Origin of the sequence: Brevibacillus sp. B_LB10_24, assembly GCF_046036945.1 — a bacterium.
Taxonomy (GTDB): Bacteria; Bacillota; Bacilli; order Brevibacillales; family Brevibacillaceae; genus Brevibacillus_C.
In genome coordinates, this window is the sequence record NZ_JBJQOQ010000024.1 from 36592 (window position 1) to 62204 (window position 25613).

The following is a 25613-nucleotide window of genomic DNA, read 5'->3' on the forward strand; positions in this document are numbered from 1 at the left end:
ATATTTGAAAAGATTGGATGAAAACAACGCCGCCCCCCGACCATCTGCAACAAAATGATGAATTATCACAACAATACGGAGAATAAAACCGACGAAATACGTACATCCGCAGCAACATAGTTGCCGCTTCAAAGCGATTGCCGATTGTATATTCAGTTTCGGACCTGGTTACACAAAGAATATGATGGAATGATGGGAAGTGCCTGAAATGGACGAGTCTCATCGATTGTGGTACACATAAGTAATGGGTAGGGAAAACACTGCCGTTACCTAGACTTTAGAAGGAAGGGGATGCGATGGCACGCGTTTTGCTAATCAACGGAGGTTCCGAAGGCCATATCAATCCAACCCTCGGTGTGGTTCAAGAACTTGTCCGCCGAGGCGAAGAGGTGGTTGCCTTTGTTGCGGATCAATTTCGTGATTATGTCGAGCCAACGGGCGCAAAGGTGATCACGTTCAATATCGGCAAATTTTTGGAGGCGTTCCTTGCTGGCGGAAGAAGTCCCTGGGCTCGGGTGGGAGGACTATTGCGCACCGCCGACATCGTCATTCCCAGCATCCTGGCGCAAACAAAAGGAGAACGTTTTGATTACATCATTCACGACTCGATGTTCGGCTGTGGACGGTTGCTAGCACAAATACTCGACCTGCCGGCAATCAGCTCGTGCACGAGTTTTGCATTCCAACCAAACAGCTTTGAAAGTCTGCAAGATCACCTCTCGCGCCGTTTTCCAGCAGACGAGAATGAACGTGCACACCGGGAGTTCCAACAGCTGGTCCGCAGCGTGCAAGCGAAGTACAGTGTGCAAGTTGGCTCCGCCTACGAGGTTTTCTGCAATCCCGCGCCATTGAACATCGTCTACACATCGAGAAGCTTCCAACCTGATGGAGAAAGCTTCGACGAAACGTACAAATTTGTTGGGCCGTCTGTCGTACCGCGTTCGCCTGGTGAATTTGATTTCTCTCATGTGGACACGAATCACCTGATTTACATATCACTCGGCACCGTTTTGAATCAAGCGGTGGATTTTTACAAGCTCTGTTTTGCGGCATTCGCCGAAACGAAGTACACCGTGATTCTATCTGTCGGGAAACAAACCCAAATCGCGGAATTGGGAGACATTCCTGCGAATTTTATCGTTCGCAACTACGTTCCGCAGCTCGAAGTCCTGCAGCGCTCCAAATTGTTTATCACACACGGCGGCATGAACAGCGCCAGTGAAGGCCTTTACTATGGTGTGCCGCTGATCGTACTTCCCCAAACCTCCGACCAACCTATCGTGGCACGACGTGTGGCTGAAATCGGTGCAGGCATCCAGCTAAATGATGAAGGCTTAACCGCTGAAGATCTTAAAGAGGCGGCGGAACGCTTGCTGGGGGATGCGTCCATTCGCAAGGTATGCCTGGAAATTGGCGATTCGTTCCGAGCTGCCGGTGGGTATCAACGAGCTGTCGATGAGATTTTCTCGTACAAACGAAATGTAGGAATACCTCATTAATCGAAACCCGGAGCGCTATCAGCGGGTGTAAAAAAGATGACTTCCGATGAATTCGGAAGCCATCTTTTGGCTGACTAAGCTATATTCCTTTTACTCAAACTGTCTACAAATAAGGCCGCATTCGGCCTATTTGAAATCATTGTGGTATATTTTTTGATACTTTTCCTGATAGTACAGCACCCGCTGCACGTAATGCCGCGTCTCGCCGTAGGGAATATCCTCAACGCGTTCCCGCGAACCGTCCCAAATCTCTTGTGTGAGCCATTTGTTCACACTGCCCGGCCCGGCATTATACGCGGCCAGCGCCAGCACTTTGTCTCCGTCGAACTGCTTTAACAGATACGACAGGTACCAGGTTCCGATATCGATGTTTACTTTTGGATCGTCGAGGTACTCCATCGCAAGACCTTGAAACTTCGCCTGCTTAATGATCCAATTTGCCGTATCCGGCATCAGCTGCATCAGTCCGACTGCTCCTTTTTTGGAGACTCGCTTCGGTTCGAAGGCGCTTTCTGTCCTGATCACGGCGAGTATGAGCATTGGATCTACGTTAAAACGCTCTGCTGCCAGCTTAATTTCCGGCTGATACTTGACCGGATACATCCATTTCCAGATAAATGGCGTGTTGATTAACAAAAAGACCCCCAATAACAAAAGAAGGAGTACGGCAGCCCTCCTCTTTCTTCTCATGGACTCGACTCCGTATGCAGTGTGGCAAGCAGATGTTCAACCTGGCGCTCTGTCTCTTCTCGCGTCCCTTGGTTGTCGATTACAAAATCTGCCTGTTCCTTCTTTTGCTCGATCGGAAGCTGCGTCTGAAGCCGTTTCAACGCCTGCTCCTCGTCAATGTCATCCCGCTGCATCAAACGCGACAACTGCAGCGAGGCCGGTACGTATACCACCACGATCTTATCCACCATATGCTGCAAGCGGCTCTCAAACAGCAGGGGAATGTCCTGAAAGACGATATTTTCCCCTCTGTTCAGTGCCGCTTCCGTCTGTCGGCGCATCTCCCTGCGAATTTCGGGATGTACGATTCCGTTTAAGACTTGCCGCTGCTCTTCATTGGAAAAGACGATCTCTCCCAATGCCTTCCGGTTCAATTGCCCGTCGGGGAACAGCACACCTTGTCCAAAGTGGTTGACAATAGCTTGGTAGGCCGGCAATCCCGGCTCTACCACCTGCCGGGCGATCAGGTCCGCATCCACTACGGGGATTCCCCGCTGCCGCAGCAAAGCCGCCACCGTGCTTTTCCCGCTGGCAATGCCGCCGGTTAGTCCAAGGATCATCTGCTCCACACCTCCGTCTGGTGGGTTCTATTTTTGGCACTTGGGGCAGATGTGTGTCCCGCGTCCGCCTACGACCATGCGAACGATCGGTGTGGAACAGACGTTGCACGGCTCATCTGCCCGGCCGTATACGTTAAGGGACTGCTGAAACATCCCCATTTCTCCCTGTCCGTTTACATATGATTTAATCGAACTGCCGCCTTGCTCGATAGCTTCGCCGAGCGTCGCGATAATGCTGTCATACAGTTTTGCAACTTGCCCCCGGGTGAGTTTGCCGGCGGGGCGCTCAGGGTGTATGCCAGCTCGAAACAAGGCCTCGTCCACATAGATATTCCCGAGACCGACGAGAAATTCCTGGTTTAACAAGAGCGGTTTGATTTTGGTCGTTCGACCTTTTAACATCGTGTGAAAGACCGGCAGCGTGAACTGTTCGTCCAACGGCTCCGGCCCCAATTTTGCCAAGGGTTCCATTTCCAATTCCATTCCCAGCGGGATCAAGTCCATCGTGCCAAACTGGCGCACGTCCCGATACCGCAGTTCGGTCCCGTCAGTAAAGTGAAAAATGACATGGGTGTGCTTTTCGACGGGATCGTCGGCCTGGTACAGGCCGTATCGTCCTTCCATGCGCAGATGGGAGATCAGGACATCGCGGTCCAGGACAAACTTGATAAATTTGGCCCGCCGGTCGATTTGGCGAATCATCTGTCCCGATAGCTGTGCCTTGAACGCTTCGACGTCATCAGGCCTTCTGACAATGCGCGGGAGCGTGACAGACACGCTGGCGATCACCTTTTCTTGCACCAGTTTGCGCAGTGTACGGACGACAGTCTCTACCTCGGGCAATTCCGGCATTATACATCCTCCCTATTTCGCTTCATACCAGGTCCGGCCGTAATGGACGTCCACCTTGAGCGGAACGTCCAGCGCGATGGCGCCTTCCATCACTTCAGGGACCAGCTTCTGCATGGCGTCGATTTCCGCTTCCGGCACTTCGAACACCAATTCGTCGTGCACCTGCAGCAGCATCCGGCTCTTGAGGCCGCCCGCTCTCAGCTGTTCTTCCATCCGGATCATCGCCAATTTGATGATGTCGGCCGCGGTTCCCTGTATCGGGGTGTTCATCGCCATCCGCTCGGCAAAGGACCGGATGTTGTAATTGCTGCTCTTGATATCAGGCAGATAGCGCCTGCGATGCAGCAGCGTGGTCACGTAGCCGTCCCGCTTGCACTGCTGGACGATCTCCTCCATATACGTCTTGACGCCGGGGAAAACAGAGAAGTAGCGTTCAATAAAATCGGCTGCTTCCTTGCGGGTGATATTCAGGTTTTGCGACAGTCCGTAATCGCTGATGCCGTATACGATGCCAAAATTGACGGCCTTCGCCTGACGCCGCATGTTGGATGTCACTTCTTCCGCAGGCACGCCGAACACGTCCATGGCCGTGCGGGTGTGAATGTCCATCCCCTGGCGGAAAGCGTCGATCAGGCTGGCGTCTTTCGCGATGTGGGCCAGCACCCGCAGCTCGATCTGCGAGTAGTCTGCCGCCAGCATGTACCAGCCTTCCTCCGAAGGGACGAACGCCTCCCGGATCTTGCGTCCTTCCTCCAGGCGGATCGGGATGTTCTGCAGGTTGGGCTCCGTGCTGCTGAGCCGTCCTGTCGCTGTCGTCGCCTGATTGAAGCGGGTGTGAATCTTGCTCGACTTCGGATGGATTTCCTTCAGCAGCCCTTCAATGTACGTAGAACGCAGCTTGCCAAGCTGGCGGAAATGCAGAATCGTCTCGATAATCGGATGATACGGCGCCAGCTTCTCTAATACGTCGGCGCTCGTCGACGGGCCCGTCTTGGTCTTCTTCAGTACGGGCAGATCCAATTTGTCGTACAGGATCTCGCCCAATTGCTTCGGCGAGTTGATGTTGAACGTCTGACCGGCCAGTTCGTAGATCTGTTCCGTCAGCTCGCCCAGCTGCCTGTCAAGGTCTTGTCCCATTTGCACCAGGCGTTCACTGTCAATTTTAACGCCAGTAATCTCCATTTTTGCCAAAACCATACTCAAAGGGCTTTCGATGCTGCCGAGCAGCTCGTCTAGCTGGTGCTCGGCGATCTGCGCTCTGGCCTGGGGAACGCTCTGCCAGATCGCCGCCGCTTTCCTGGCGACGTGTTCGCTGATGATCGGCTGTTCGGGGATGGAACGCTTGGCCCCTTTGCCGTAGATGTCGTCATCGTCGGCAACCTGTACGTCCGCATACTGATTGACCGTGTCAGCGAGCACCGGATTGCTCTCTGATGCATTGAGAAGATAAGCGGCCAGGTACAAGTCGAATCCGACCCCTTTCAGCTCCTGTCCGTTCCAGGCCAGCCCGGCCAAGTCCCGCTTGCCGTCAAACACCCATTTTTCCTTGCTCTCATCAGCGAGCCACTGGCGAAACTCCGTCCATTCCATCGCTGTGTCTGCCGGAACGAACAGCGACACGCCTTCTGCCGCCAGCCCGAACCCGAGCAGCGGAGCGTAGTGGTAATTGTCGCCGTCAAATTCGACGCAGAGCGCCATCGGCGATGTCAGCAGCGAGGAATACCGGGCGAACCCTTCTGGCTGCACTACTTCAAAGGAGAACGCCTGGGTGCCCGAGGCAGCGGATTCGTCGGATTCGGCATCGCCGTAACCGGCGTCTCCGGCTTCTTTTACCTTCGAGATCAGCGATTTGAATTCCATCCGCTTAAAAAACTCGATCAAAGTCGGCGCATCGTAACCGTTAAACGACACGTCCGCAAGCTGCAAATCGACAGGCGCTTCACGCAATATCGTTGCGAGCGACTTGCTCATCTTGGCCTGCTCCACATTGTTTCGCAGATTTTCCTGCAGCTTCTTGCCGGAGATGTTGTCGATATTGGCAAGCACTTCTTCCACGCTGCCGTACTGGTGCAGCAGCTTCAGCGCCGTCTTTTCGCCGACGCCCGGCACTCCCGGGATGTTGTCGGAGGAATCGCCCATCAGCCCTTTTAAATCGATGATCTGGGCGGGAGAGAGCCCGTATTTTTCTTCGATTTCTTTTGCGGTGTACAGCTCGATTTCACTGACGCCCTTTCTCGTCAAAGCGACCGAAACGCAGTCGGAGACGAGCTGCAGCATGTCTTTGTCGCCTGTAATCACCGTTGTTTTCCAACCGTTTTGATCAGCCCGCAAGGTCATCGTGCCGATGATGTCATCCGCCTCATACCCTTCCAGTTCGAAGCGATTGATCGAAAACGCATCCAAGAGTTCGCGCATCAGCGGAAACTGCTCGGACAATTCCGGCGGAGTCTTCGCCCGTCCGCCCTTGTACTCTGTATATTCACTGTGGCGAAACACCACTTTACCCGCATCAAATGCAACCAACAAATGGGTCGGCTTCATCTCGTCCAGCACTTTGAGCAGCATCGTGGTAAAACCAAGCAAAGCGTTGGTATGCAGACCGCTTGAGGTAGACAGCAGCGGCAGAGCGTAAAACGCCCGATTGGCGATACTGTTTCCATCTATGAGCACTAAATGACTCATATATCCGACCCCTCTCCTCGAATTCCACTATGTTTCATGATACCATAAGCCTGTCCGGGGAGGCAAAAGGGACATGCCTGGAATGAAAAGAATCACAGGCAATCTATTGCATGCCCGACGTGAAGATGTACAATAGACGGAAGAATAAGTTAATCGGTCATGCTGGAGGATACCAAATGGACAGACCTGCATTCCCGCCCTACCTGGCGCTTGTCATCGGCGTTGCCGCCGTCTCCACTTCTGCTATTTTCGTCAAGCTCTCGTCCGCGCCTCCGCCGATCACCGCTACCTATCGGCTGCTGTTCTCAGCGCTCTTGACGCTGCCGATGATGCTGTTTACGAAAGGCGTATGGAGAGAAATCCTGTCGATGAATCGAAAACAGTGGCTGCTCAGCATCCTGTCTGGCGCATTTCTGGCGGTTCACTTTCTGCTCTGGTTTGAGTCGCTTCGATTCACTTCTGTCGCCAGCTCCACGGTGCTCGTCACCCTGCAGCCTTTATTCGCCTTTGTCGGGGGCTATTTTTTATTTGCGGAGCGGCTTGGCCGCATGGCTCTGGCTGGCGGCTTTATTGCGGTTCTCGGCAGTTTCGTCATCGGCTGGGGGGATTTTCGCATCGGCGGCGTCGCCTTGTGGGGAGATATCCTGGCGCTGCTCGGAGCCGGAACGGTCACCGCTTACTGGCTGATCGGCCAATACGCCCGCAAGGCTCTATCGCTTATGGCGTATACGTTCGTCGTCTACCTGATCAGCAGCCTCTTTTTGATCGGGTACGACCTCGCCTTGCAGTACCCGCTTACCGGTTACCCTCTGTCTGATTGGGGTTGGTTTTTCTGTCTGGCCCTGTTCCCGACCCTGCTCGGCCATTCCATCCTGAACTGGGTCATCAAGTGGTTGAGCACGTCGATCATCTCGATGAGCATTCTGGGCGAGCCGATCGGCACTTGCATTCTCGCGTACTTCATCCTGGGCGAAGTCGTTACCTTGCCCCAGGTGATCGGAGGAGCCATTATCCTGTTTGGAATCTATCTGTTCTTGCGCCACAACCATATCAGCAAAGGAGACGCAATCGATGAGCAAACCACCGAATCAACGCAAAAGTTTGCCTGAGTACATCAAGGGACTAAGCGTCTGGGGCAAGATCTTCTGGGTGATCGTCCTCGGATACATCGTCGGCAGGATCGTGTACTGGATCAGCACTCTGCTGCGGGGGTAAAAAAGCGTGCAGGCCAAGTGCCCAAAGGGGCGGGTCTGCACGCTTTATTTGTCTTGCGATAAGTCCGGAAGCAAGACGGTCACCGAGAACCCGGATATGGCGCCTCGTCGCGCCCATCGCGGCTTGCCTCGATTATACCGCAATACGCACTTCGGCTTCAGATGTAGAACATGTTCTCCATCAATCCAATTCTCGTCAAAATTGTTCCGGATTCTCTATATTTTCATCATCATATTTGCATACAATCTCTTTAATCCCGATTGGTTCGTCAACATCAACTTCATACCATGGATTCATATCGGGTGGACCAAAGCTAACCTTCAGTTTCTTTACCGTTCCATCAAATATCATGCTTCTTAGGGTACCCATCCCACTTGAATAAAAATGGCAGCAATGATGAGAGTTGTGATATGAATTTGCACGAACGAGCCGCTGGATCTGCAAGCGTACGCAAGCCAAAGGATTTACTCAATCACTTCTCCGCTCAGCGCGTCAACGTTGGACGCATAACCCCAATCTTTCAGTGTATAGGCCAGCATTGGCTTTCTGTTTTCTTCAATTCCGCCTGTTTATCCTGCGGCAGAGCGGCTGAATTGTTCCCGGCCGCCTGTGCCGCCCAGACCAGTGCGGTAAACAAGCTCACCGCCATTCGTGCCGTCGCTATCTTGTATGCTCGTTTCACTTTTGATCCCTCCAGCTGTATTGTTTTGTTCGCCCTAATAGTCGGCAGTATGGGAAAAAAGGTTACAGTTTTTTTGCAAAGAAAAAACTTCCCGGCAGCAGGACCGAACCCAAGTGTTCGAATTCCCGTTCCAGGAAGTTTTTTTCGCCGTATATGGTTTACCCCTCGCGCGGAAGAGTCACACGAAACGTGGAACCAACGCCCTCCTTGCTTTCCACTGTGATGGTTCCGTGCAGGCTTTCTACCAGATGCTTCACGATCGCCAGCCCTAACCCGGTTCCCCCGGTGTCCCGCGAACGTGCCTTCTCCACCCGGTAGAAGCGCTCAAACACGCGTCCGAGGTCTTTTTCCGGTATCCCGATCCCCGTATCGGTCACACGAATCTGAACCTGATTGTCGGCTTGCTCGACAGACCAGGTAATCGTGCCGCCTTCAGGGGTGTAGGCGATGGCGTTGGACATCAGATTGAGCAGAATTTGCCGCAGGCAATCTTTGTCCGTGGTCAGCGTAATGGCTTGCTCGGGCGGGAGAATCAGGTTCAGATGCTTTCGCGAAACCTGTTCCTGCACGATCTTGGCCGTTTCGTGTATCAGTTTGAAGACGTTAACCTCGACCAGCTGCAGCGTAATCTTTTTCTGCTCGATCCTGGACAAGTCGAGGATTTCCGTAATCAGGCGGAAAAGCCGTTCGCTCTCATCCGCGATGATCTGCAAAAACTGGCGGCAGGTTTCCTCATCCTGCAGGGCGCCATCCAGCAGTGTTTCCGTAAAGCCCTTGATCGACGTAACCGGTGTGCGCAGCTCGTGTGAGACGTTGGCGACAAACTCACTGCGCATCTTTTCCAAACGGCGGATTTCCGTGATGTCGTGCAGCACCACGACCGCCCCTTTGGCCTCTCCTTTGACGTTAATATAAGGCGCCACGTTAATGTCGAGGATTCGCTCAACAGGATCGTAGGTATGGATTTCTCCCCTGATTTTTTCCCCCACGGTAATGCATTTGTCAATGTAGCGGCTCAGGCCATAGTTGTTTCCCGCTTCGATATGAAGCTTCCCAACCAGCTCGCTGCTGGGCCGGCCAAGCAGCTTTTCCACTGCCGGGTTGACCAGCATAATCCGCCGATGCTCGGTGACGAACATCACGCCGCTGGTCATATTGGTCAGCACACCTGTCAGGCGCTGCTGGTTCTCGGAAATTTCGTACATCTGCTGTTCCAGGCTGGACGCCATGAAGTTAATGGCCGAAGCCAATTGGCCGATTTCGTCTTCAGCCTTGATCCGCACCCGGCCTTCAAATTCCCGCTGCGTGATGTTGCGCGCCACCCTCGTCATTTCTTCGATCGGACGAACGATTCCATAGGAGAGACGTGCACTTAAGATGGAACCTCCGACCAGCGCGATAAAAAGTCCGGTCAAGAGACTGAACCACATGTTTTGAATGACGTCTGTGATGCTCTTCATCGACATCGCAGAACGAACGGCTCCCATCACATGCCCGCCGTCCACTACCGGAACGGCTACGAACAACATCTTTTCTTTTGTCGACTCGCTGTACCCTTGTGAAATCCCTTGCTGTCCGGCCAAGGCAGCACGAAACTCCGGCAGATCGGCAAATACTCCGCCCGCATCCGAATTCGCCTCGGAATCAAACAGCAGCCTGCCCTGCTTGTCGACAACCGTGATCCGTCCGTCAAGCGCCTGGACAAACTGCTGGACCCGGTCTGCAAGTACGGCGGAGTCGCCGAACACCTCGGGGCTGTGCACCGTCTCCGAGATGAGCAGTGTCTCTTTTTCCAATAAGTCGGTTAAGGTTTCCACATAAGATTTTTCCAGGACCTTGGCAAAGAAGGCTCCCATGAGCAGGAGCACGACTGAGATCAGAGCCAATATGGTTAAGGTGAGTTTCAACCGAAAGCGATTCACAGCCTCACCTTCATCCTTCCAATTTGTATCCCAGACCGCGAACGGTCTTGATAAACCGCGGATTCTTCGTGTCTTCCTCTAGTTTTTCCCGCAGGTGGCTGATGTGTACATCGACAATCCGTGAATCGCCGATAAAGTCGTAGTTCCAGACGGCGTTAAGCAGCTGATCCCGGGTCAACACCCGGCCGCTATGGGTGGCCATGTACTGCAGCAGCTCAAATTCCTTCGGTGTCAGCTCTATTTTATCTTCACCGCGATACACTTCGTACCGCTCAGGATAGATTCGAACGGAACCAAACGTAAGCACGGCGTCATCCTTGTTTTCTTCCGGTTCGGGGTTCGCCTGGGTTCGCCGAAGAATCGCCTTGACGCGTGCGACTACTTCCCTTGGGCTAAACGGCTTGGTCAAATAATCGTCAGCCCCAAGCTCCAAGCCGAGGACTTTATCCAATTCGTCGTCTTTTGCCGTCAACATCAGGATGGGCGTGTTGATACGCTCTTGCCGCAGTGTTTTGCAGACGTCCATGCCGTCCATCTTGGGCAGCATCAGGTCAAGCACGATAAAGTCTGGCTTCTCCTGACGGGCCATCTCCAATCCCTGCTTCCCATCGAGAGCGATCACAACCTGGTAGCCTGCTTTCTCCAAATTAAACTGAAGCAGTTTGGCGATCGACGGTTCGTCGTCAACAACGAGTATTTTGGTCAAGCGATGTTTCCTCCTTGTGATCGAAACAAAGGTGCTTTGTTCCGGTTGTCGCCATTCAATCTTAGTCTGACAGAAACGCCTAAGGCAGGCAAGTTAAGTTTATGTAAAGCCTTTTTTGTCCCGGCAATTGCCTGCACTTTCCTCTGTCTCATGCTATGATGATTTTAGGACAAGATGCATAGGCAAGGGGGAGGAAAAATTGGCCGACAACATGGAGCTTATTTTACAAAAACTGGGGATCCTTGACGAATTGAAGCAGGTGGTTTACTCGGTTCGCGACGGTTTGGAAGAACTCAAGGCTGAAATGGGCAGTCTCACCAATACGGTCGCCTACATCCAGGAAGAGATCACAGTCATGAAAGAGGATATTGCTGCGCTGAAAGAGGATGTGTGCGTTCTGAAAGAAGACGTCCGTATCTTGAAGGAGGAGGTCAGTGTCCTCAAAGAAGACGTCCGTATCTTGAAAGAGGAGGTCAGCGTCCTCAAAGAAGATGTCCGTATCTTGAAGGAGGATGTCAGTGTCCTCAAAGAAGACGTCCGTATCTTGAAGGAGGATGTCAGCGTCCTCAAAGAAGACGTCCGTATCTTGAAGGAGGATGTCAGCGTCCTCAAAGAAGACGTCCTTACCTTGAAGGAGGATGTCAGCGTCCTGAAAGAAGACGTCCGTATCTTAAAGGAGGATGTCAGTACCCTTAAAGAAGGACAACAGCGGCAAGAGGGTATCTGGGAAACGCTCGCCGCAAGATCCATNTTACCTTGAAGGAGGATGTCAGCGTCCTGAAAGAAGACGTCCGTATCTTAAAGGAGGATGTCAGTACCCTTAAAGAAGGACAACAGCGGCAAGAGGGTATCTGGGAAACGCTCGCCGCAAGATCCATTGAACAGGAAACCATCCTGCGCAAACTGGTTCGCGTCTAGGGACTGTGAATGTCCCGGCTTGCATGAACCCTTTTGTTTGATACCCTTTGCTCAGGTGCCAAATGTGTCCAAATCCCGCTGCTTTTGCTTTGCAGCCATCAGACGATTTCCCCTCGTCATCAAAAACACGCCGGCAATGACCAGCACCATGCCAAACACTTGCCGCATGGTAATACTTGAACCGTAAAACACCACAGCGATCCATGCCGCATTGATCGGAACCAGATTCATGTACATGCTCGTATTGCTTGCCCCGATTTGAGAAACCCCTTGATTCCACAGAAAAAAGGCAAGCACTGTCGCAAAGACAGTCATGTAGACCATTTCGAGCCAAGACTGAACAGACATGGCGGACACCAGGCCCCAGCCGTGTTCAAACAAAGAGCCTATCGCCAGAAAAAAGAAACCAGCCACTGTCGTAATGGCCGTTGTAAATAACGGAGAGACCCCTCGCATAACGACCTTGCCGATTAGTCCATAACCGACCCAGCAGCACAAAGCCCCAATAAACAGCAAATCTCCTACATTGAAAGAGAAAGAAGCAAAGGTTGCAAGCGAACCCTGCGTGATGACCAAAAGAACCCCTATGAGCGACAAAAGCAAGCTGACAGCGAGCCATCTGTTCCACGATTCCTTTAAGAACAGAACGGCCCCGAGCGTAATAAAGACGGGCGAAGTCGCCATGATCAACGATCCATTAATGGCTGACGTATGGGCAAGCCCCCAAAAAAAGAACGCGTTGTAAGCAAATATCCCCATGAAAGACATTGCCAACAGACCCATCCAGCGTTTTTTCAACGCCTCCCAGTTCCATTCAGACCGAATCAGGGTCAGTGCCGCCAGAAGCAAGCCGGCTAACCCAAAGCGCAAAGCGGCAGCCGTAACGGGAGGTATTTCCGTAATGACATGTTTCGCTGCCCCAAAGACTCCTCCCCAAAACAGAGGAACCAGCAGCAGCAAAAGATACATGCTTTTTTTAGGATGTTCTACTAGAGTCGGCACATTGTTTGCCCCCTGAGTTTTTATTCTAGATTATATCAAGAATTCACTTTTAACAGAGCCTTCGGGAAAAAGAAAAGGATGACACATGTAAAATCAAACATGTGTCATCCTGCTGTCTAATCGAGCAACTACTCCAATACCTTCATGACATTGCGGACGGATTCAGCCGACTTGTCGAGTGCAGACTTCTCCTCAGCGGTCAGTTCCAGTTCGTAGATTTTCTCGAGACCGGAACCGCCGAGCAGTGTCGGAACGCCCAGGTACAGGTTGTTGTAGCCGTATTCGCCCTCCAGGTAAGCGATCGCCGGGAGGATGCGCTTTTTGTCTTTCAGGATCGCCTCCGCCATCTGCACCAGCGAAGCGGCTGGAGCGTAGTAGGCAGAGCCGTTGCCGAGCAGGTTGACGATTTCGCCGCCGCCTTTGCGCGTACGCTCGACGATTGCGTCGAGACGGTCTTTCGGAATCAGCTTTTCCAGCGGAATGCCGCCAGCATAGGAGTAACGGACAAGCGGAACCATGTCGTCGCCGTGTCCGCCCAGAACGAAGCCGGTCACATCTTCTACCGACACGTTCAGCTCTTGGGCTACGAACGTACGGAAGCGAGCAGTATCCAGTACGCCGGATTGGCCGATGACGCGTTCTTTCGGGAAGCCCGAAGTCTTAAAGAACGTGTAAGTCATCGCATCTACCGGGTTGGACAGGATGATGACGATGGAGTTGGGCGCATGCGTCTTCACCTGTTCTGCTACCGAACGCATGATGCCGGCGTTGGTGTTGACCAAATCGTCGCGGGACATCCCAGGCTTGCGGGCGATCCCGGCTGTGATAATGACAAGATCGGAATCCTTAATGTCAGCGTAGTTGGCAGTACCTGTGATATTTGCATCAAAACCGAGCACCGGAGAAGACTCCAGCATATCGAGGGCTTTCCCCTTCGTCGGGTTTTCCAGTTGCGGAATATCGACGAGGACAACGTCTCCCAGTTCTTTTTGCGCCAGAATAAACGCAGTGGTCGCACCAGTAAAGCCGCTGCCGATTACTGCAATTTTTTTACGCTGGAATGCCATTGTAATTCCTCCTTTTGTCTACGCGCTCTTACATGTTATTGATCAAGGCGTCTCCAAACTCGGAGCATTTGAGTTCCGTTGCTCCCTCCATCAGGCGGGCAAAGTCGTAAGTGACCGTTTTTGCCGAGATGGTTTTTTCCATCGAACGGATCAAGAGATCTGCTGCTTCATTCCAGCCGAGGTGACGGAGGAGCATTTCCCCGGAAAGAATGACAGACGACGGGTTGACTTTATCCAAACCGGCGTATTTAGGAGCAGTACCGTGCGTTGCTTCAAAAACAGCGTGGCCGGTCAGATAGTTGATGTTGGCGCCAGGAGCGATACCGATTCCGCCTACTTGCGCAGCCAGGGCATCGGAGATGTAGTCGCCGTTCAGGTTGAGCGTCGCTACGACATCGTACTCTGCCGGACGAGTAAGGATTTGCTGCAGGAAAGCGTCGGCGATGACGTCTTTCACGATCAGTTTGCCTGCTGCTTCCGCTTCTTTCTGTGCTTTGTCCGCGTCGCCGCCCTCTGCTTTGATGCGGTCGTACTGTGCCCAGGTGAATACCTTGTCAGCGTACTCGGCTTCTGCTACGGCATATCCCCAGTTTTTGAAGGCACCTTCCGTAAATTTCATGATGTTGCCCTTGTGAACCAGCGTAACGGATTTGCGGTTGTTTTCCAGCGCATAGTCAATCGCCGCCCGCACCAGACGCTCGGTTCCCTCTTTGGATACGGGCTTGATGCCGATACCGGAGGTTTCCGGGAAGCGGATTTTCTTTACGCCCATTTCTTTTTGCAGGAACTCGATCACTTTCTTCACTTCCGGAGTGCCTTCCGCCCACTCGACACCTGCGTAGATGTCTTCCGTGTTTTCACGGAAAATGACCATGTTGGTCAACTCAGGGTGTTTTACCGGAGACGGTACGCCTTCAAAGTACTGAACAGGCCGCACGCAAGCGTACAGATCCAGTTCCTGGCGCAGCGCTACGTTGATGGAGCGGATACCGCCTCCGACCGGAGTAGTCAGCGGACCTTTGATCGCGATCAGGTATTCACGGATGGCCGTCAGCGTATCTTCCGGCAGCCATTCGCCGAATTGATTGAACGCCTTTTCGCCGGCGAACACTTCAAACCAGGCGATTTTCTTTTCGCCCTTGTAAGCTTTCTCAACGGCTGCATCCAAAACGCGGACCGAAGCATTCCAGATGTCCGGGCCGGTGCCGTCTCCCTCAATGAACGGAACAATTGGATTGTTTGGAACGACCAATTTACCGTTATCGACTGTAATTTTTTCTCCTGTAGCTGGCTTTTGCAAGTTTTTGAACACGAATATCCCTCCAACCTGATTTATCAAAAGGTAAAACACAGTAGGAGAACTACCACAGCCATGTGGTAGTCCTACTGCGTCATGCTAGCGGTTTCACGGTCGACCTGTCAGCGTTGGTCGATCGGAATGTAATGCTGGTTCACCGGCCCCGTGTATTCGGCACGCGGGCGGATCAGGCGGTTGTTTTCATACTGCTCCATGATATGGGCAGTCCAACCGGACATGCGGCTGATGGCGAAGATCGGAGTAAACAGATCGCTTTCCAAACCGAGCGCAGTGTAGACGGAAGCGGAATAGAAATCGACGTTCGGCAGCAGGCCCTTTTCGCTTGTCACCATTTCCTCTATCTTTACGGACATCTGGTACAGCTCTTCTTTGCCCACCTGTTTGGTCAGTGCTTTTGACATTTCGCGCAGCCATTTTGCCCGCGGGTCGCCGTTCTTGTATACGCGGTGGCCAAAGCCCATGATTTTTTGCTTGTTGTCAAGGGCATGGCGGATATACGGCTCGACGTTTTCCAGCGAGCCGATCTCGGCCAGCATGGCAGCCACTGCCTCGTTGGCGCCCCCGTGAAGCGGCCCTTTGAGCGTACCGATCGCCGATACGATGCCGGAGTATATGTCTGTCAAGGTAGCTACCGTGACGCGAGCGGCAAACGTAGAGGCGTTCAACTCATGGTCGGCATGCAGAATCAACGCCGTATTAAAAGCCTTGATGGCGGTTTCCGACGGTTTTTCGCCGGTCAGCATGTATAAAAAGTTTTCCGCGAGAGACATCTTCGGATCCGGGTCGACCGGCTCCAAACCTTTGCGAATCCGGGCGTAAGCCGCGACGATCGTCGGTGTCTGGGCCATCAGGCGGATCGATTTGCGCAAGTTGGCTTCAGCAGACATATCTTGCGCTTCTTGGTCGTACAATCCCAACAAGGAGACGGCTGTCCGCAGGATCGCCATCGGGTGAACACCCTGTGGATAAGAGCGGATGCTGTCGATCACTTCTTTGGGCACAGCAGCGTTCTCTCCCAGATTCTTGTTCAATTCATCCAGCTGGCTGCGGTTCGGCAGCTTGCCGTTCCAGAGCAGGTAAACAACTTCCTCGAAACTCGCCTTCTCAGCGAGTTCGTCGACGTTGATGCCTCCATAGCAGAGTACGCCATCCACGATCGAGCAGATGGAAGATTGAGCTGCGATAATTCCTTCCAGACCTTTTGTTGCTGTCATCGAACTCTCTCCTTTTCCAACATAATGGTCTCTCTATTCAATTTGGCCGATCTTCCTTTTACTGCCATTGGTATTGCTGTCGCAAGTAAAAGGCGCCTGTCAAAGTTGCATCAGTTGGTATGTAGGGCCTGAATGAACGGTGAGAGACGCCTTTACGCTCAAAAAGGGAAGAAGTTCGCTTGAAGCTTCTCCATTTATGGCAGGAAAAGAAAGATTGAAAACCATAATCCGACAACAATTATAGTTGATAATTGCCTTTTTGTGAATGAAAAATGTACAAATTGTGTCTGACTTGCCTCCGGCGGCTCGCTTGCCGTTGCCCGCCGATTGCGGCATAATGGGTATGAATAAGCATTTACCGCGTGTTGGCAAAGGGGAGATCTGTCCTGACTCCGGAAAATTGGGTTACTCGATTATTCCAGATCATTCGATTTAACTGGGTTGTCCTGTTGATTGTCGCCGGTATTTTTATCCTCCGGTATGCAACACCTTTACTTTTCCCATTTATTATCTCCTTACTCATTGCCCTGATCATGAACCGTCCGGTTACCTATCTGACCAAAAATGCCAAGATACCGCGCTGGCTGTCGGTCTGTCTGGTGCTGCTGCTCGGGATCGCTGTGCTCGGCGGACTGTTGACGCTCATTATCACGAAAACGGTGGGCGAGCTTGGCATGCTCATCAGCAAAATGCCGACCTTTATCGGCGAGCTGACAAGCCAGATCCAGTATATTATCTCCAACGACTTCATCGTCGGGCTGCAAAACAGACTGCAGTTTTTCTTCACTCAGCTGGATCAAAGCTATCAGGAGGCAGTAACCGACAGAATAAACGCCGCAGTAAGCAGTGTGTCCCAGGCAGGCCAAAATCTGGTGCTGCAATTCCTCGGCGGTTTGTACAACCTGCTGATGTCCCTGCCGAACCTGGCGACGATCCTCGTCATCGCCCTGCTGGGAGCGTTCTTCATCAGCAAGGACTTTTACCGCTGGAAGGACCGCTTTCGCCGACTTTTGCCCGGAGGAATCAACAGCCGGCTGGACGCGATACTGCTCGATCTGCGCAACGCCCTGTTCGGCTTTGTCCGGGCGCAGCTTACGATCATCTCGCTGACCGCCGCGATTGTCATCATCGGACTCTTGATCATGCGGGTACCGTACGCGATTACGATCGGCCTGTTGACGGGTTTGGTCGATCTCCTGCCCTACCTGGGTACAGGGACCGTGTTTATCCCCTGGATCATCTACCTGTTCTTCAAGGGCCAGTACGGGCTGGTCATCGGGCTGGCGATTATCTACGCCGTCGTCGTGATCTTCCGGCAGATCATCGAGCCGAAGGTGCTCGCCGACAGCGTCGGGCTGGATCCCTTGTTGACGCTGATCGCCTTGTTTGTCGGGTTGAAGCTGTTCGGATTTCTCGGCCTGATCATCGGGCCGGTCAGCCTGGTCGTGATCAACGCGCTCATCAGAGCCAATGTGTTTCAGGATATCTGGGGCTACATTAAGGGTTCCCCTGCCCGATGAAGCCATATGCGGCTCAGACCCCGGCTACCGGCGAAACAGAAAGCGGATTTTGCCGGAGACGATGAGGAACTGAATCCACTTTTTAAAGAAAAAGTGAACGAACATCCGCGTGTACGGAATCAGCAGGAGAAGGCCGAGCAGGTCGGTAAAAAAACCCGGCACCAACAGCAGCAGCCCGCCAAACAGCACCAACAAGCCGTCCAACAGGGCGTCCGTCGGCATCTGGCCGCGGGAAAGCTGCATTTGAACGAGGCGAAGCACCTGCAGCCCCTGCTGTTTCGTCAGCCAGGCCCCAAAAATGCTGATAAGGATGGCCAGGCCTACGGTCTGCCAGCCGCCGATCACCTTGCCTACGGCGATCAAGCCCCACAGTTCAATTATCGGCACGAGAATAAACAGGACGATCAGGATGCGGAACATCTGTCACACCACCTAAAGCGGAGATTGCAAGAACAGCGGCCGGCGACCATCTGGCGTTTTACATCACAGGCGGAAACGCCCTCAGATGTTCCTCTTGAAGCCATTCGAATACTTCCGGCTGCAGGCGGTTTACCCGTACCGGGCGAAAATCCGGGGTAGTAAAAGCGTGATGCGTCTTCCCGGTTACCAGCAGCAGTTCATCGGCGGCCCGGCGAATTTCATAGGCAAATACGATCCGCACCGGAGAAATCTCCTCCACCCAGGTGCGAACCTCGATCTCATCATCGTATCGGGCCGGATACTTAAACGAGAGGGAAGTATCGGTCAGGGGCAAAAGGATTCCTCTTTCTTCCAATTGCCGATAGCTTAAGCCCGCTTCCCTGATCAGCTCCGTCCGTCCTATTTCGAACCAGCTCAAGTAGTTGGCATGGTGGACGACGCCCATCTGATCCGTCTCTTTATAGCGTACCCGCAGTCTGGTCGAACGATAAAACTCTGCGCTCACAAAAGCTTCACTCCTTTATTTTTGGCAAAATGATAGGCGATTACGAAAAAATCCGGGGATTCCCGGATGTCATGCTTGCCATGCTGGCTGCTCCTGTACTTTATTGTACCGTATCCCCGGCGGCAATAAAAGCGATGAAAGGCAGCCTTCCTACCAGCTGTACGCTCTCCCGCTTGCGCCTGGTTGATCCCAGTTCCACCAGTCGGTTTGCCCGACGAACGGCTCCGTGATCAACGGTTCTTTCTGCAGCTTCAGCAGTTCCTTTGTCGGTCCGGTGATGACGGCTCCATACAGATGAACACCGTTTTTCTGCAGGTAACCAATCCGCTCGTCCAGCTTTGCTTCCCTGTCGTACAAAGACCGCTTCAGCATCGGTTCCGCCCACTTTTGCCGGCTTTGCAAAAACTCTAGTTCGGCGATCAATGTTTTTGCCCTGCGCTCCCCTTCGCCGTTCACTTGAATCGATCCGCCGTAGTCCAGCTCATTCGGCGAGTAGCCCCATACCGTGCCTCTTCCGATTGTAGAGCCGGCGTAGTGCGCCTCCTGGCCGGTATCCACCGCGAGCCAAGTCGTCTCTACGTCGTAGTTGCCGATTACCTCGAAGTATTCATCATGGGTAAGCGGACGGGTGAAGGAGACAGCCAGCTGGGAAACTGTACCCTCTGGCAGCTTTTCCAGGGTGCGCCAGCCCGCGGTGCTGACAAGCGTATCTGCTTGCCCCGTATGTTCTTGCGAAGGGTAGCGGAAGTAAAGCGACTCTTTATAGAAGCCGTTATTCCAGTTGTACTTCAAATCTGGCCTGGTGAAAAGCACATCGTTCTCAGCCAGTCCAACGGCCTTCGACTCGTGTCCCACCTGCTCTTCCAGGGTGTATTTCATCTCCATGGAAAAAAACAGCCCGCCGCTTGTTCCACCGCTTCCGGCACGCATCCCGGGATTGGTAAACGAAACGACATCCTTCATCACCCGGTGAAGGTCTTCTGATGCAGGCCAAAACCACAGATAGTTAAACACTTGACTGACGATGAACAGGCAGAACCCGATCGCGACGATGCCCCCCGTCGTAAAAACCGACTGTGCCAGCCGGCTCCGCCATTTGCTTCGCTTCAAAATGCGGGCTTGCTGCGCCTCCGATAATTCCTTCTCCTCCTCTTGGCTGGCGTGCAGCCAGTTTTCAAACATGAGGTCTTCCAACCGCTTCGCATATGTCTGATCGTTTTCTAACTTGACCCGCAACGCCTGTGAATCTTCTTCGGACAATTGTCCCTGTAGGTACGCCAGCAGCAGTTGGTCCAAGCTGCGTTCCTGGTCATTTGCCATAGAATTTCCCCCTCCAAATGCTCTGCAGCCTCTTTCTTCCGCGGTAAAGCGCTATTTTGACATCTGACAGCGGAATGTCCAGCACTTCCGCAATTTCGTCGTAGGAGAGCTGGTGCCGGAAGCGCAGCAGCAATACCTGCCTCTGTTTGTCCGGCAGGATGTGGAGCGCTTCGGCAAATGACTGCCACGCTTCCTGATCGAGGGCCCTTTGCTCCGGGTCTGCGAATGGATCCGTCTGTTCGGCCATGGTCTGCAGCGACACGGGGTCGATCGGCACATTTCGATTGCTCTTGCGGTACCAGTCGATAAAGCTGTGGTAGGCCACCTTGAACAGCCACGGCCTCACCTTCTCTCCCTGAAAGGTGTCGAGATGCTGGAAGGCGCGGAAAAAGGTTTCTTGCGTCAAGTCTTCTGCCTGCTTTTCATTTCGCGTCAACCGATACAGATACGCATGGATATCTTTCATATGCGATCTGTACACATCATCTAGCCACACCTCTGCCCCGCTCCTCTCTCATCTGTACCACGTGCGAACGGTCAAAAAGGTTACATGAAAATTCCTGTTTTGTACGGGGGGATATAAAAACGGACAGGCAGCGGAACCCTCTGCCTGTCCGTTTTTTTCTGTGAGCCTACAGCACGCGCGTCATGCCCGTATAGATGTGGCCGCGCTCCGAATCAACCGTGACGACCGCCCCGTCGCGCAAGAGCCCGGTAGCATTCTCAACGCCGACGATGACCGGGACGCTGAGGTTGAGGCCGACGATCGCGGCGTGAGACGTCAAACCGCCTTCCTCGGTGATGACCGCGCCTGCGCGTTTAAACGCCTCGATCATGTCGGAATCCGTGCCGATCGTGACCAGGATCGCACCGTCTTCGACACGCTCCAGCGCCTCTTTGGCTGAACGGGCGATGACGACTTTCCCCGTCACCACTTTTCGGCCAATTCCCTGGCCTTTGGCGATAATATCGCCAATGACGTGGATCTTCATCAGATTGGTTGTCCCGGTTTCCCGCACGGGCACCCCTGCTGTGATGATGACCAGGTCGCCGTGGCGGGCCAATCCTGATTTTACAGCCTCTTCAACGGATTGCTCCAGCATGTCATCCGTCGTATTGGCGATGGCCCCGAGTATCGGGTAGACGCCGTTCGTCAGGGAGAGGCGGCGCAGGACGCCCTCGTGCGGAGTGACGGCGATAATCGGCGCTTTTGGCCGGTATTTGGATACCATCCTCGCCGTGTGACCAGACTCGGTGGCGGTAATGATCGAGGCCGCTTCCAGATCCAGGGCTGCACTGGCGACAGCCTGGCTGATCGCATCCGGGATCGTGACCCGCCCTTGTGCCTTGTGGGCCGATAAAATCTCGCGGTAGTTCAACTCCTGTTCGGTGCGAAGCGCGATCCGATTCATCGTCTCGACCGATTCTAACGGATACTTGCCGGCAGCCGTCTCGCCAGAAAGCATGATCGCATCTGTCCCGTCGAAAATCGCGTTGGCTACGTCACTCGCCTCCGCTCTGGTCGGACGCGGGTTGCGCTGCATCGAATCCAGCATCTGTGTCGCGGTGATGACCGGCTTGCCCAGCTCATTGCATTTGGCGATCAGCATTTTTTGCACCAGCGGCACCTCTTCGGCAGGAATCTCCACACCGAGGTCGCCGCGCGCCACCATCAGGCCATCGGTAACAGCGAGAATCTCGTCGATGTTCTGAACGCCCTCTTCATTCTCAATCTTGGCGATGATGTCAATCGCCGCTCCGTACCGCTCGAGAATTTCGCGAATTTCCAGGATGTCCGCCGCCTTGCGGACAAAGGACGCTGCGATAAAATCGATTCCCTGCTCGATGCCAAAGGCGATATCCTGGGCGTCTTTTTCCGTGATCCCCGGCAGATTGATTTTGACTCCCGGTACGTTTACGCCTTTCTTGCTCTTCAAGGTACCGCCGTTTTTAATCCGGCAGATGATCTCTGTGCCTTCCAGCTTTTCCACGGTCAAGCCGATCAAGCCGTCATCTATCAGAATCGTGCTGCCTACTTGAACGTCCTGGGGCAGTTCTTTGTATGTAATCGAAACCCGTTCTTTCGTGCCCGGTACGTCTTCCGTCGTCAAGGTGATCGTATGGCCCTCCTGCAGTTCTACACTGTCGACGGCGAGGCTCCCCGTGCGAATCTCGGGACCTTTGGTATCGAGCAGGATCCCGATGTGCTTGCCGCACTCCCGGGCAGCTTGCCGAATGTTGGTGATCCGGGCGGCGTGCTCTTCGTGCGAGCCGTGAGAAAAGTTGAGACGTGCCACATTCATTCCCGCGTTGATCAGTTTTTTCAGCATCTCTACGGATTCGCTTGCCGGACCGATGGTACAAACTATTTTCGCCTTGCGTAACAACAAAATAACTCCCCCTTGCCAAATGGTTTCCATCAGGGCACACACGCTTTCCTAGATGGAGAGCGTGCGAGCCAGCTGGTAAACGGACAAATTAAGCTGGTGTTTCTGTGCCAGTGCTTCGTCGATATCGATGTCAACGATCTCATTGTTCTGAATTCCGACCATGCGGTCCGCTTTGCCCTCGATCAACAAATCGACGGCTGCGGCACCCATCCTGCTGGCCAACATGCGGTCAAAGGCAGTCGGCGATCCTCCGCGCTGGATGTGGCCGAGCACGGTTACCCGTGTCTCCCAGCCGGTCCGCTTTTTGATCTCATCAGCGTAATGGGCAGCGCTGCCGACACCTTCGGCGACGATGATAATCGAATGCTTCTTGCCGCGGCGGTAGCCGGAATAGAGCCTCTCCACGATGTCGTCCATATCCTGGTCCGCTTCCGGGATCATGATCGATTCCGCACCCGCAGCCAGGCCGGCCCACAGCGCGAGATCGCCGGCGTCCCGTCCCATTACCTCAATAATGTACGTCCGCTCATGCGAGGTAGCCGTATCGCGGATCTTATCGATCGCATCGACGATGGTATTGAGTGCGGTATCAAAGCCGATCGTAAAGTCGGTGCAGGGAATGTCGTTGTCAATCGTCCCCGGTATGCCAATCGTCGGAAAACCCTTTTTGGTCAACTGCTGGGCCCCGCGAAAAGAGCCGTCGCCGCCGATCACAATCAAGCCTTCGATGCCGTGCTTGCGAAGCTGCTCCACCGCTTTTAACTGGCCTGCCTCGCTCTTGAACTCCTCGCTCCTCGCCGAATAGAGCATCGTTCCACCGCGATGGATGATGTCGCCGACGGAACCGATCGACAGCTCCTGCATGTCTCCCTGCATTAATCCAGTATACCCGTGGTAAACCCCGTATACTTGTATCTCGTGAAAAGCGGCCCGGCGGACAGCGGCACGAATCGCTGCGTTCATTCCCGGAGCGTCGCCGCCGCTGGTTAATACCGCTATTTTCCTCATCGTCATCACCTCGAATATCTCATGGGTTTAGCATGGCTCGTTTTGTTTACTGTATGTAACAAAAGCTTCCTCCAACAGTACTGTTATAGTCCATTAATGATATCTGTTATACCAATAACGCCCAATGTGTTATACTGTTGAAAAAATTGCTTTTATTACTGCGCTTCCGATTGTATCAGATTTTACCTTGATTTTAAAGTAAAAAACGCCTCCCTGATTTTATAGGGAAGCGTAATAACCGATTTGTTTAAACTTGTTGTAGCGATGCTGTACCAGTTCATCAGGCGTCATTTTATCCAACTGTTCTAGTCCCAGGACCAACTGCTGTTTGACCAGCTCCGCCTGCTTCGCCGGATCGCGATGAGCGCCGCCGAACGGTTCTTCGATGACACCGTCGATCACGTTCAGCTCAAGCAGGTCAGCGGCAGTGATTTTCATCGACTCCGCCGCCCTCATCGCCAAGCTGGCATCCTTCCACAGCAGTGCTGCTGCTCCCTCCGGCGAGATCACGGAGTAGACAGAGTTCTCCAGCATGTAGATCAGATTTCCAACACTGATCGCCAGTGCGCCGCCGCTGCCGCCTTCACCGGTTACAACACAAAGTATCGGCACGCGGAACTGGGCCATTTCACGCAGATTGCGGGCAATCGCCTCGCTCTGTCCGCGTTCCTCCGCCGCTTTTCCGGGATAGGCACCAGAGGTGTTGATAAAGCAGAGTATCGGGCGGCCAAACTTATCCGCCTGCTCCATCAACCGCAGCGCCTTGCGGTATCCCTCCGGATGCGGCATGCCAAAATTACGGTTGATGTTGTCCTTGGTATCTTTGCCTTTTTGGTGTCCGATCACGGTGACCGGTCGGCCGTTTAATCTGGCGACTCCGCCGACGATCGCAGCGTCGTCCCCGTAGAACCGATCGCCGTGCAGCTCCATAAAGTCGGTGAAAATAAAACGGATGTAATCAAGCGTAGTCGGACGTTCCGGGTGACGGGCGATCTGGACGCGATGCCACGGCGTCAACTGCCCGTATATTTGCTCTGCCAGGTCTTTGGCTTTCTGTTCCAGGCGCACCACTTCATCCGAGAAGTCGATTCCCTTCTCCTCCGTAAACCTGCGCAGTTCCTTTATCTTCTCATGGAGTTCTACCAGCGGTTTTTCAAAAGGGAGTTCACCTGCCATCTTCTCCACCCCCTGGCTGTGTATGCATCGCGACCAGCTTGCTGAGCGTCTCGCGCAGGTCTTTGCGGTGAACAACCATGTCCAGCTGGCCGTGTTTCAGCAGAAATTCCGCCGTTTGAAAGTCTTTCGGCAATTCCTGACGGATCGTCTGTTCGATGATTCGCCGGCCGGCAAATCCGATTAGCGCGCCCGGTTCGGCGATGTTGTAGTCCCCGAGGGAAGCAAAACTGGCGGAAACACCGCCTGTCGTCGGATTGGTCAGAACGGAGATAAACAGCAGCCGTTCTTCGCTGAGACGGGCCAAAGCCGCACTCGCCTTCGCCATCTGCATCAGGCTGAGCACGCCTTCCTGCATGCGGGCTCCGCCTGATGCAGAGAAGAGAATAAACGGCCTTCTCCGTTCGATCGCCCGTTCAATCGCCCGCGCAATTTTTTCGCCTACGACTGAACCCATGCTGCCCATGCGAAAACGCGAATCCATCACCCCGATCACAATCGGGTTGCCATCTAATAATCCTTCACCGGTCACGACCGCCTCTTTCAGGTCGGTCGCTTCCATGTCTTTTTCCAATTTATCCAGATATCCCGGAAATCCGAGCGGATTGTCGGAGCACAGCTCAGCATCAAATTCTTCCGTCAGCGCGCCGCCGTCCAAAAGAGACTGCAAGCGCTCCGGAGCAGACAGGGAAAAATGATACTGGCAGCTGCGGCATACCCGCAGATTTTTCTCCAGGTCTTTCGAGTAGTGGATCGCCCCGCAGCGGGGACATTTATTCATTAAACCTTCCGGTACCTCTTTTTGCTCCACGGCGGTTTCGCGTACTGCCGGCCGCAGTGACTGGGTGGGGACCGTAGCAAACTTCCTTTTTTTTCCAAAAAGATCTTTTAGCACAGTAACACCTCACTAA

At 53.5% G+C, this 25613-nt stretch carries 23 protein-coding genes; 4 read left to right on the forward strand and 19 right to left on the reverse strand.

Going from position 1 to position 25613, the window contains the following annotated elements; translation table 11 throughout:
• Positions 1 to 296 precede the first annotated feature (296 nt).
• The gene (locus ACI7RC_RS19385) at positions 297 to 1499 is read left to right on the forward strand and encodes a macrolide family glycosyltransferase (protein WP_408109860.1); all 1203 of its coding nucleotides are present in this window, start codon (positions 297 to 299) and stop codon (positions 1497 to 1499) included.
• A gap of 126 nt (positions 1500 to 1625) precedes the next feature.
• Here ACI7RC_RS19385 and ACI7RC_RS19390 read toward each other — a convergent pair whose 3' ends face one another.
• The 4 genes from ACI7RC_RS19390 to polA are packed head-to-tail and all read right to left on the reverse strand — an operon-like array spanning position 1626 to position 6322.
• Positions 1626 to 2189 carry a lytic transglycosylase domain-containing protein gene (locus tag ACI7RC_RS19390; RefSeq protein ID WP_408109861.1) on the reverse strand — a complete coding sequence of 188 codons (564 nt, stop codon included), beginning with the start codon at positions 2187 to 2189 and terminating at the stop codon, positions 1626 to 1628.
• A complete protein-coding gene (gene coaE / locus ACI7RC_RS19395) occupies positions 2186 to 2788 on the reverse strand; it encodes a dephospho-CoA kinase (protein ID WP_408109896.1) in 603 nt (200 codons plus the stop codon). The genes ACI7RC_RS19390 and coaE overlap by 4 nt, the downstream gene beginning before the upstream one ends.
• Before the next feature lie 27 nt (positions 2789 to 2815).
• The gene (gene mutM, locus ACI7RC_RS19400) at positions 2816 to 3640 is read right to left on the reverse strand and encodes a DNA-formamidopyrimidine glycosylase (protein WP_408109862.1); all 825 of its coding nucleotides are present in this window, start codon (positions 3638 to 3640) and stop codon (positions 2816 to 2818) included.
• Between the two features lie 12 nt (positions 3641 to 3652).
• Positions 3653 to 6322 (reverse strand): DNA polymerase I, encoded by a 2670-nt coding sequence (polA, locus tag ACI7RC_RS19405; RefSeq protein ID WP_408109863.1) that lies wholly within the window; start codon positions 6320 to 6322, stop codon positions 3653 to 3655.
• Positions 6323 to 6498: 176 nt separating this feature from the next.
• On the opposite strand from polA, the gene ACI7RC_RS19410 reads away from it, so the two are divergent.
• Entirely contained in the window at positions 6499 to 7431 is a 933-nt protein-coding gene (locus tag ACI7RC_RS19410) for a DMT family transporter (protein WP_408109864.1), read from the forward strand.
• Positions 7394 to 7537, forward strand: a complete 144-nt coding sequence (locus tag ACI7RC_RS19415; protein WP_408109865.1) for a hypothetical protein — start codon at positions 7394 to 7396, stop codon at positions 7535 to 7537. The genes ACI7RC_RS19410 and ACI7RC_RS19415 overlap by 38 nt, the downstream gene beginning before the upstream one ends.
• 520 nt (positions 7538 to 8057) lie before the next feature.
• Here ACI7RC_RS19415 and ACI7RC_RS19420 read toward each other — a convergent pair.
• The 7 genes from ACI7RC_RS19420 to citZ all read right to left on the reverse strand — a co-directional run bounded on the left by ACI7RC_RS19420 (position 8058) and on the right by citZ (position 16366).
• Complete coding sequence (locus ACI7RC_RS19420; RefSeq protein ID WP_408109866.1) at positions 8058 to 8219, reverse strand: hypothetical protein; 162 nt, start codon at positions 8217 to 8219, stop codon at positions 8058 to 8060.
• Between the two features lie 158 nt (positions 8220 to 8377).
• Entirely contained in the window at positions 8378 to 10141 is a 1764-nt protein-coding gene (pnpS, locus tag ACI7RC_RS19425; protein WP_408109867.1) for a two-component system histidine kinase PnpS, read from the reverse strand.
• Between the two features lie 10 nt (positions 10142 to 10151).
• Positions 10152 to 10847 carry a response regulator gene (locus ACI7RC_RS19430; protein ID WP_408109868.1) on the reverse strand — a complete coding sequence of 232 codons (696 nt, stop codon included), beginning with the start codon at positions 10845 to 10847 and terminating at the stop codon, positions 10152 to 10154.
• A 969-nt stretch (positions 10848 to 11816) separates the two neighbouring features.
• Positions 11817 to 12734 carry a DMT family transporter gene (locus tag ACI7RC_RS19435; protein WP_408109897.1) on the reverse strand — a complete coding sequence of 306 codons (918 nt, stop codon included), beginning with the start codon at positions 12732 to 12734 and terminating at the stop codon, positions 11817 to 11819.
• 161 nt (positions 12735 to 12895) lie between these two features.
• The gene (gene mdh / locus ACI7RC_RS19440) at positions 12896 to 13834 is read right to left on the reverse strand and encodes a malate dehydrogenase (protein WP_408109869.1); all 939 of its coding nucleotides are present in this window, start codon (positions 13832 to 13834) and stop codon (positions 12896 to 12898) included.
• 28 nt (positions 13835 to 13862) lie between these two features.
• Positions 13863 to 15146: an NADP-dependent isocitrate dehydrogenase gene (gene icd, locus ACI7RC_RS19445; protein ID WP_408109870.1), complete on the reverse strand. Its 1284-nt coding sequence runs from the start codon at positions 15144 to 15146 to the stop codon at positions 13863 to 13865.
• Positions 15147 to 15253: 107 nt separating this feature from the next.
• Complete coding sequence (citZ, locus tag ACI7RC_RS19450) at positions 15254 to 16366, reverse strand: citrate synthase (RefSeq protein ID WP_408109871.1); 1113 nt, start codon at positions 16364 to 16366, stop codon at positions 15254 to 15256.
• 386 nt (positions 16367 to 16752) lie between these two features.
• On the opposite strand from citZ, the gene ytvI reads away from it, so the two are divergent.
• Positions 16753 to 17886, forward strand: coding sequence for a sporulation integral membrane protein YtvI (ytvI, locus tag ACI7RC_RS19455; RefSeq protein ID WP_408109898.1), 1134 nt, complete (start codon positions 16753 to 16755; stop codon positions 17884 to 17886).
• 24 nt (positions 17887 to 17910) lie between these two features.
• Here the strand turns inward: ytvI and ACI7RC_RS19460 are convergent, their stop codons facing one another.
• From ACI7RC_RS19460 to accD, 8 genes are all read right to left on the reverse strand, one after another.
• The gene (locus tag ACI7RC_RS19460; protein ID WP_408109872.1) at positions 17911 to 18306 is read right to left on the reverse strand and encodes an FxsA family protein; all 396 of its coding nucleotides are present in this window, start codon (positions 18304 to 18306) and stop codon (positions 17911 to 17913) included.
• 58 nt (positions 18307 to 18364) lie between these two features.
• Positions 18365 to 18751: an acyl-CoA thioesterase gene (locus ACI7RC_RS19465; protein WP_408109899.1), complete on the reverse strand. Its 387-nt coding sequence runs from the start codon at positions 18749 to 18751 to the stop codon at positions 18365 to 18367.
• A gap of 210 nt (positions 18752 to 18961) precedes the next feature.
• The gene (locus ACI7RC_RS19470) at positions 18962 to 20131 is read right to left on the reverse strand and encodes an anti sigma factor C-terminal domain-containing protein (protein WP_408109873.1); all 1170 of its coding nucleotides are present in this window, start codon (positions 20129 to 20131) and stop codon (positions 18962 to 18964) included.
• Positions 20121 to 20627 carry a sigma-70 family RNA polymerase sigma factor gene (locus ACI7RC_RS19475; RefSeq protein WP_408109874.1) on the reverse strand — a complete coding sequence of 169 codons (507 nt, stop codon included), beginning with the start codon at positions 20625 to 20627 and terminating at the stop codon, positions 20121 to 20123. The genes ACI7RC_RS19470 and ACI7RC_RS19475 overlap by 11 nt, the downstream gene beginning before the upstream one ends.
• A 136-nt stretch (positions 20628 to 20763) precedes the next feature.
• A complete protein-coding gene (pyk, locus tag ACI7RC_RS19480) occupies positions 20764 to 22518 on the reverse strand; it encodes a pyruvate kinase (protein ID WP_408109900.1) in 1755 nt (584 codons plus the stop codon).
• Between the two features lie 51 nt (positions 22519 to 22569).
• Entirely contained in the window at positions 22570 to 23529 is a 960-nt protein-coding gene (gene pfkA, locus ACI7RC_RS19485) for a 6-phosphofructokinase (protein ID WP_408109875.1), read from the reverse strand.
• 219 nt (positions 23530 to 23748) lie between these two features.
• Positions 23749 to 24705: an acetyl-CoA carboxylase carboxyl transferase subunit alpha gene (gene accA, locus ACI7RC_RS19490; protein WP_408109876.1), complete on the reverse strand. Its 957-nt coding sequence runs from the start codon at positions 24703 to 24705 to the stop codon at positions 23749 to 23751.
• The gene (accD, locus tag ACI7RC_RS19495; RefSeq protein ID WP_408109877.1) at positions 24695 to 25597 is read right to left on the reverse strand and encodes an acetyl-CoA carboxylase, carboxyltransferase subunit beta; all 903 of its coding nucleotides are present in this window, start codon (positions 25595 to 25597) and stop codon (positions 24695 to 24697) included. The genes accA and accD overlap by 11 nt, the downstream gene beginning before the upstream one ends.
• Positions 25598 to 25613 lie beyond the last annotated feature (16 nt).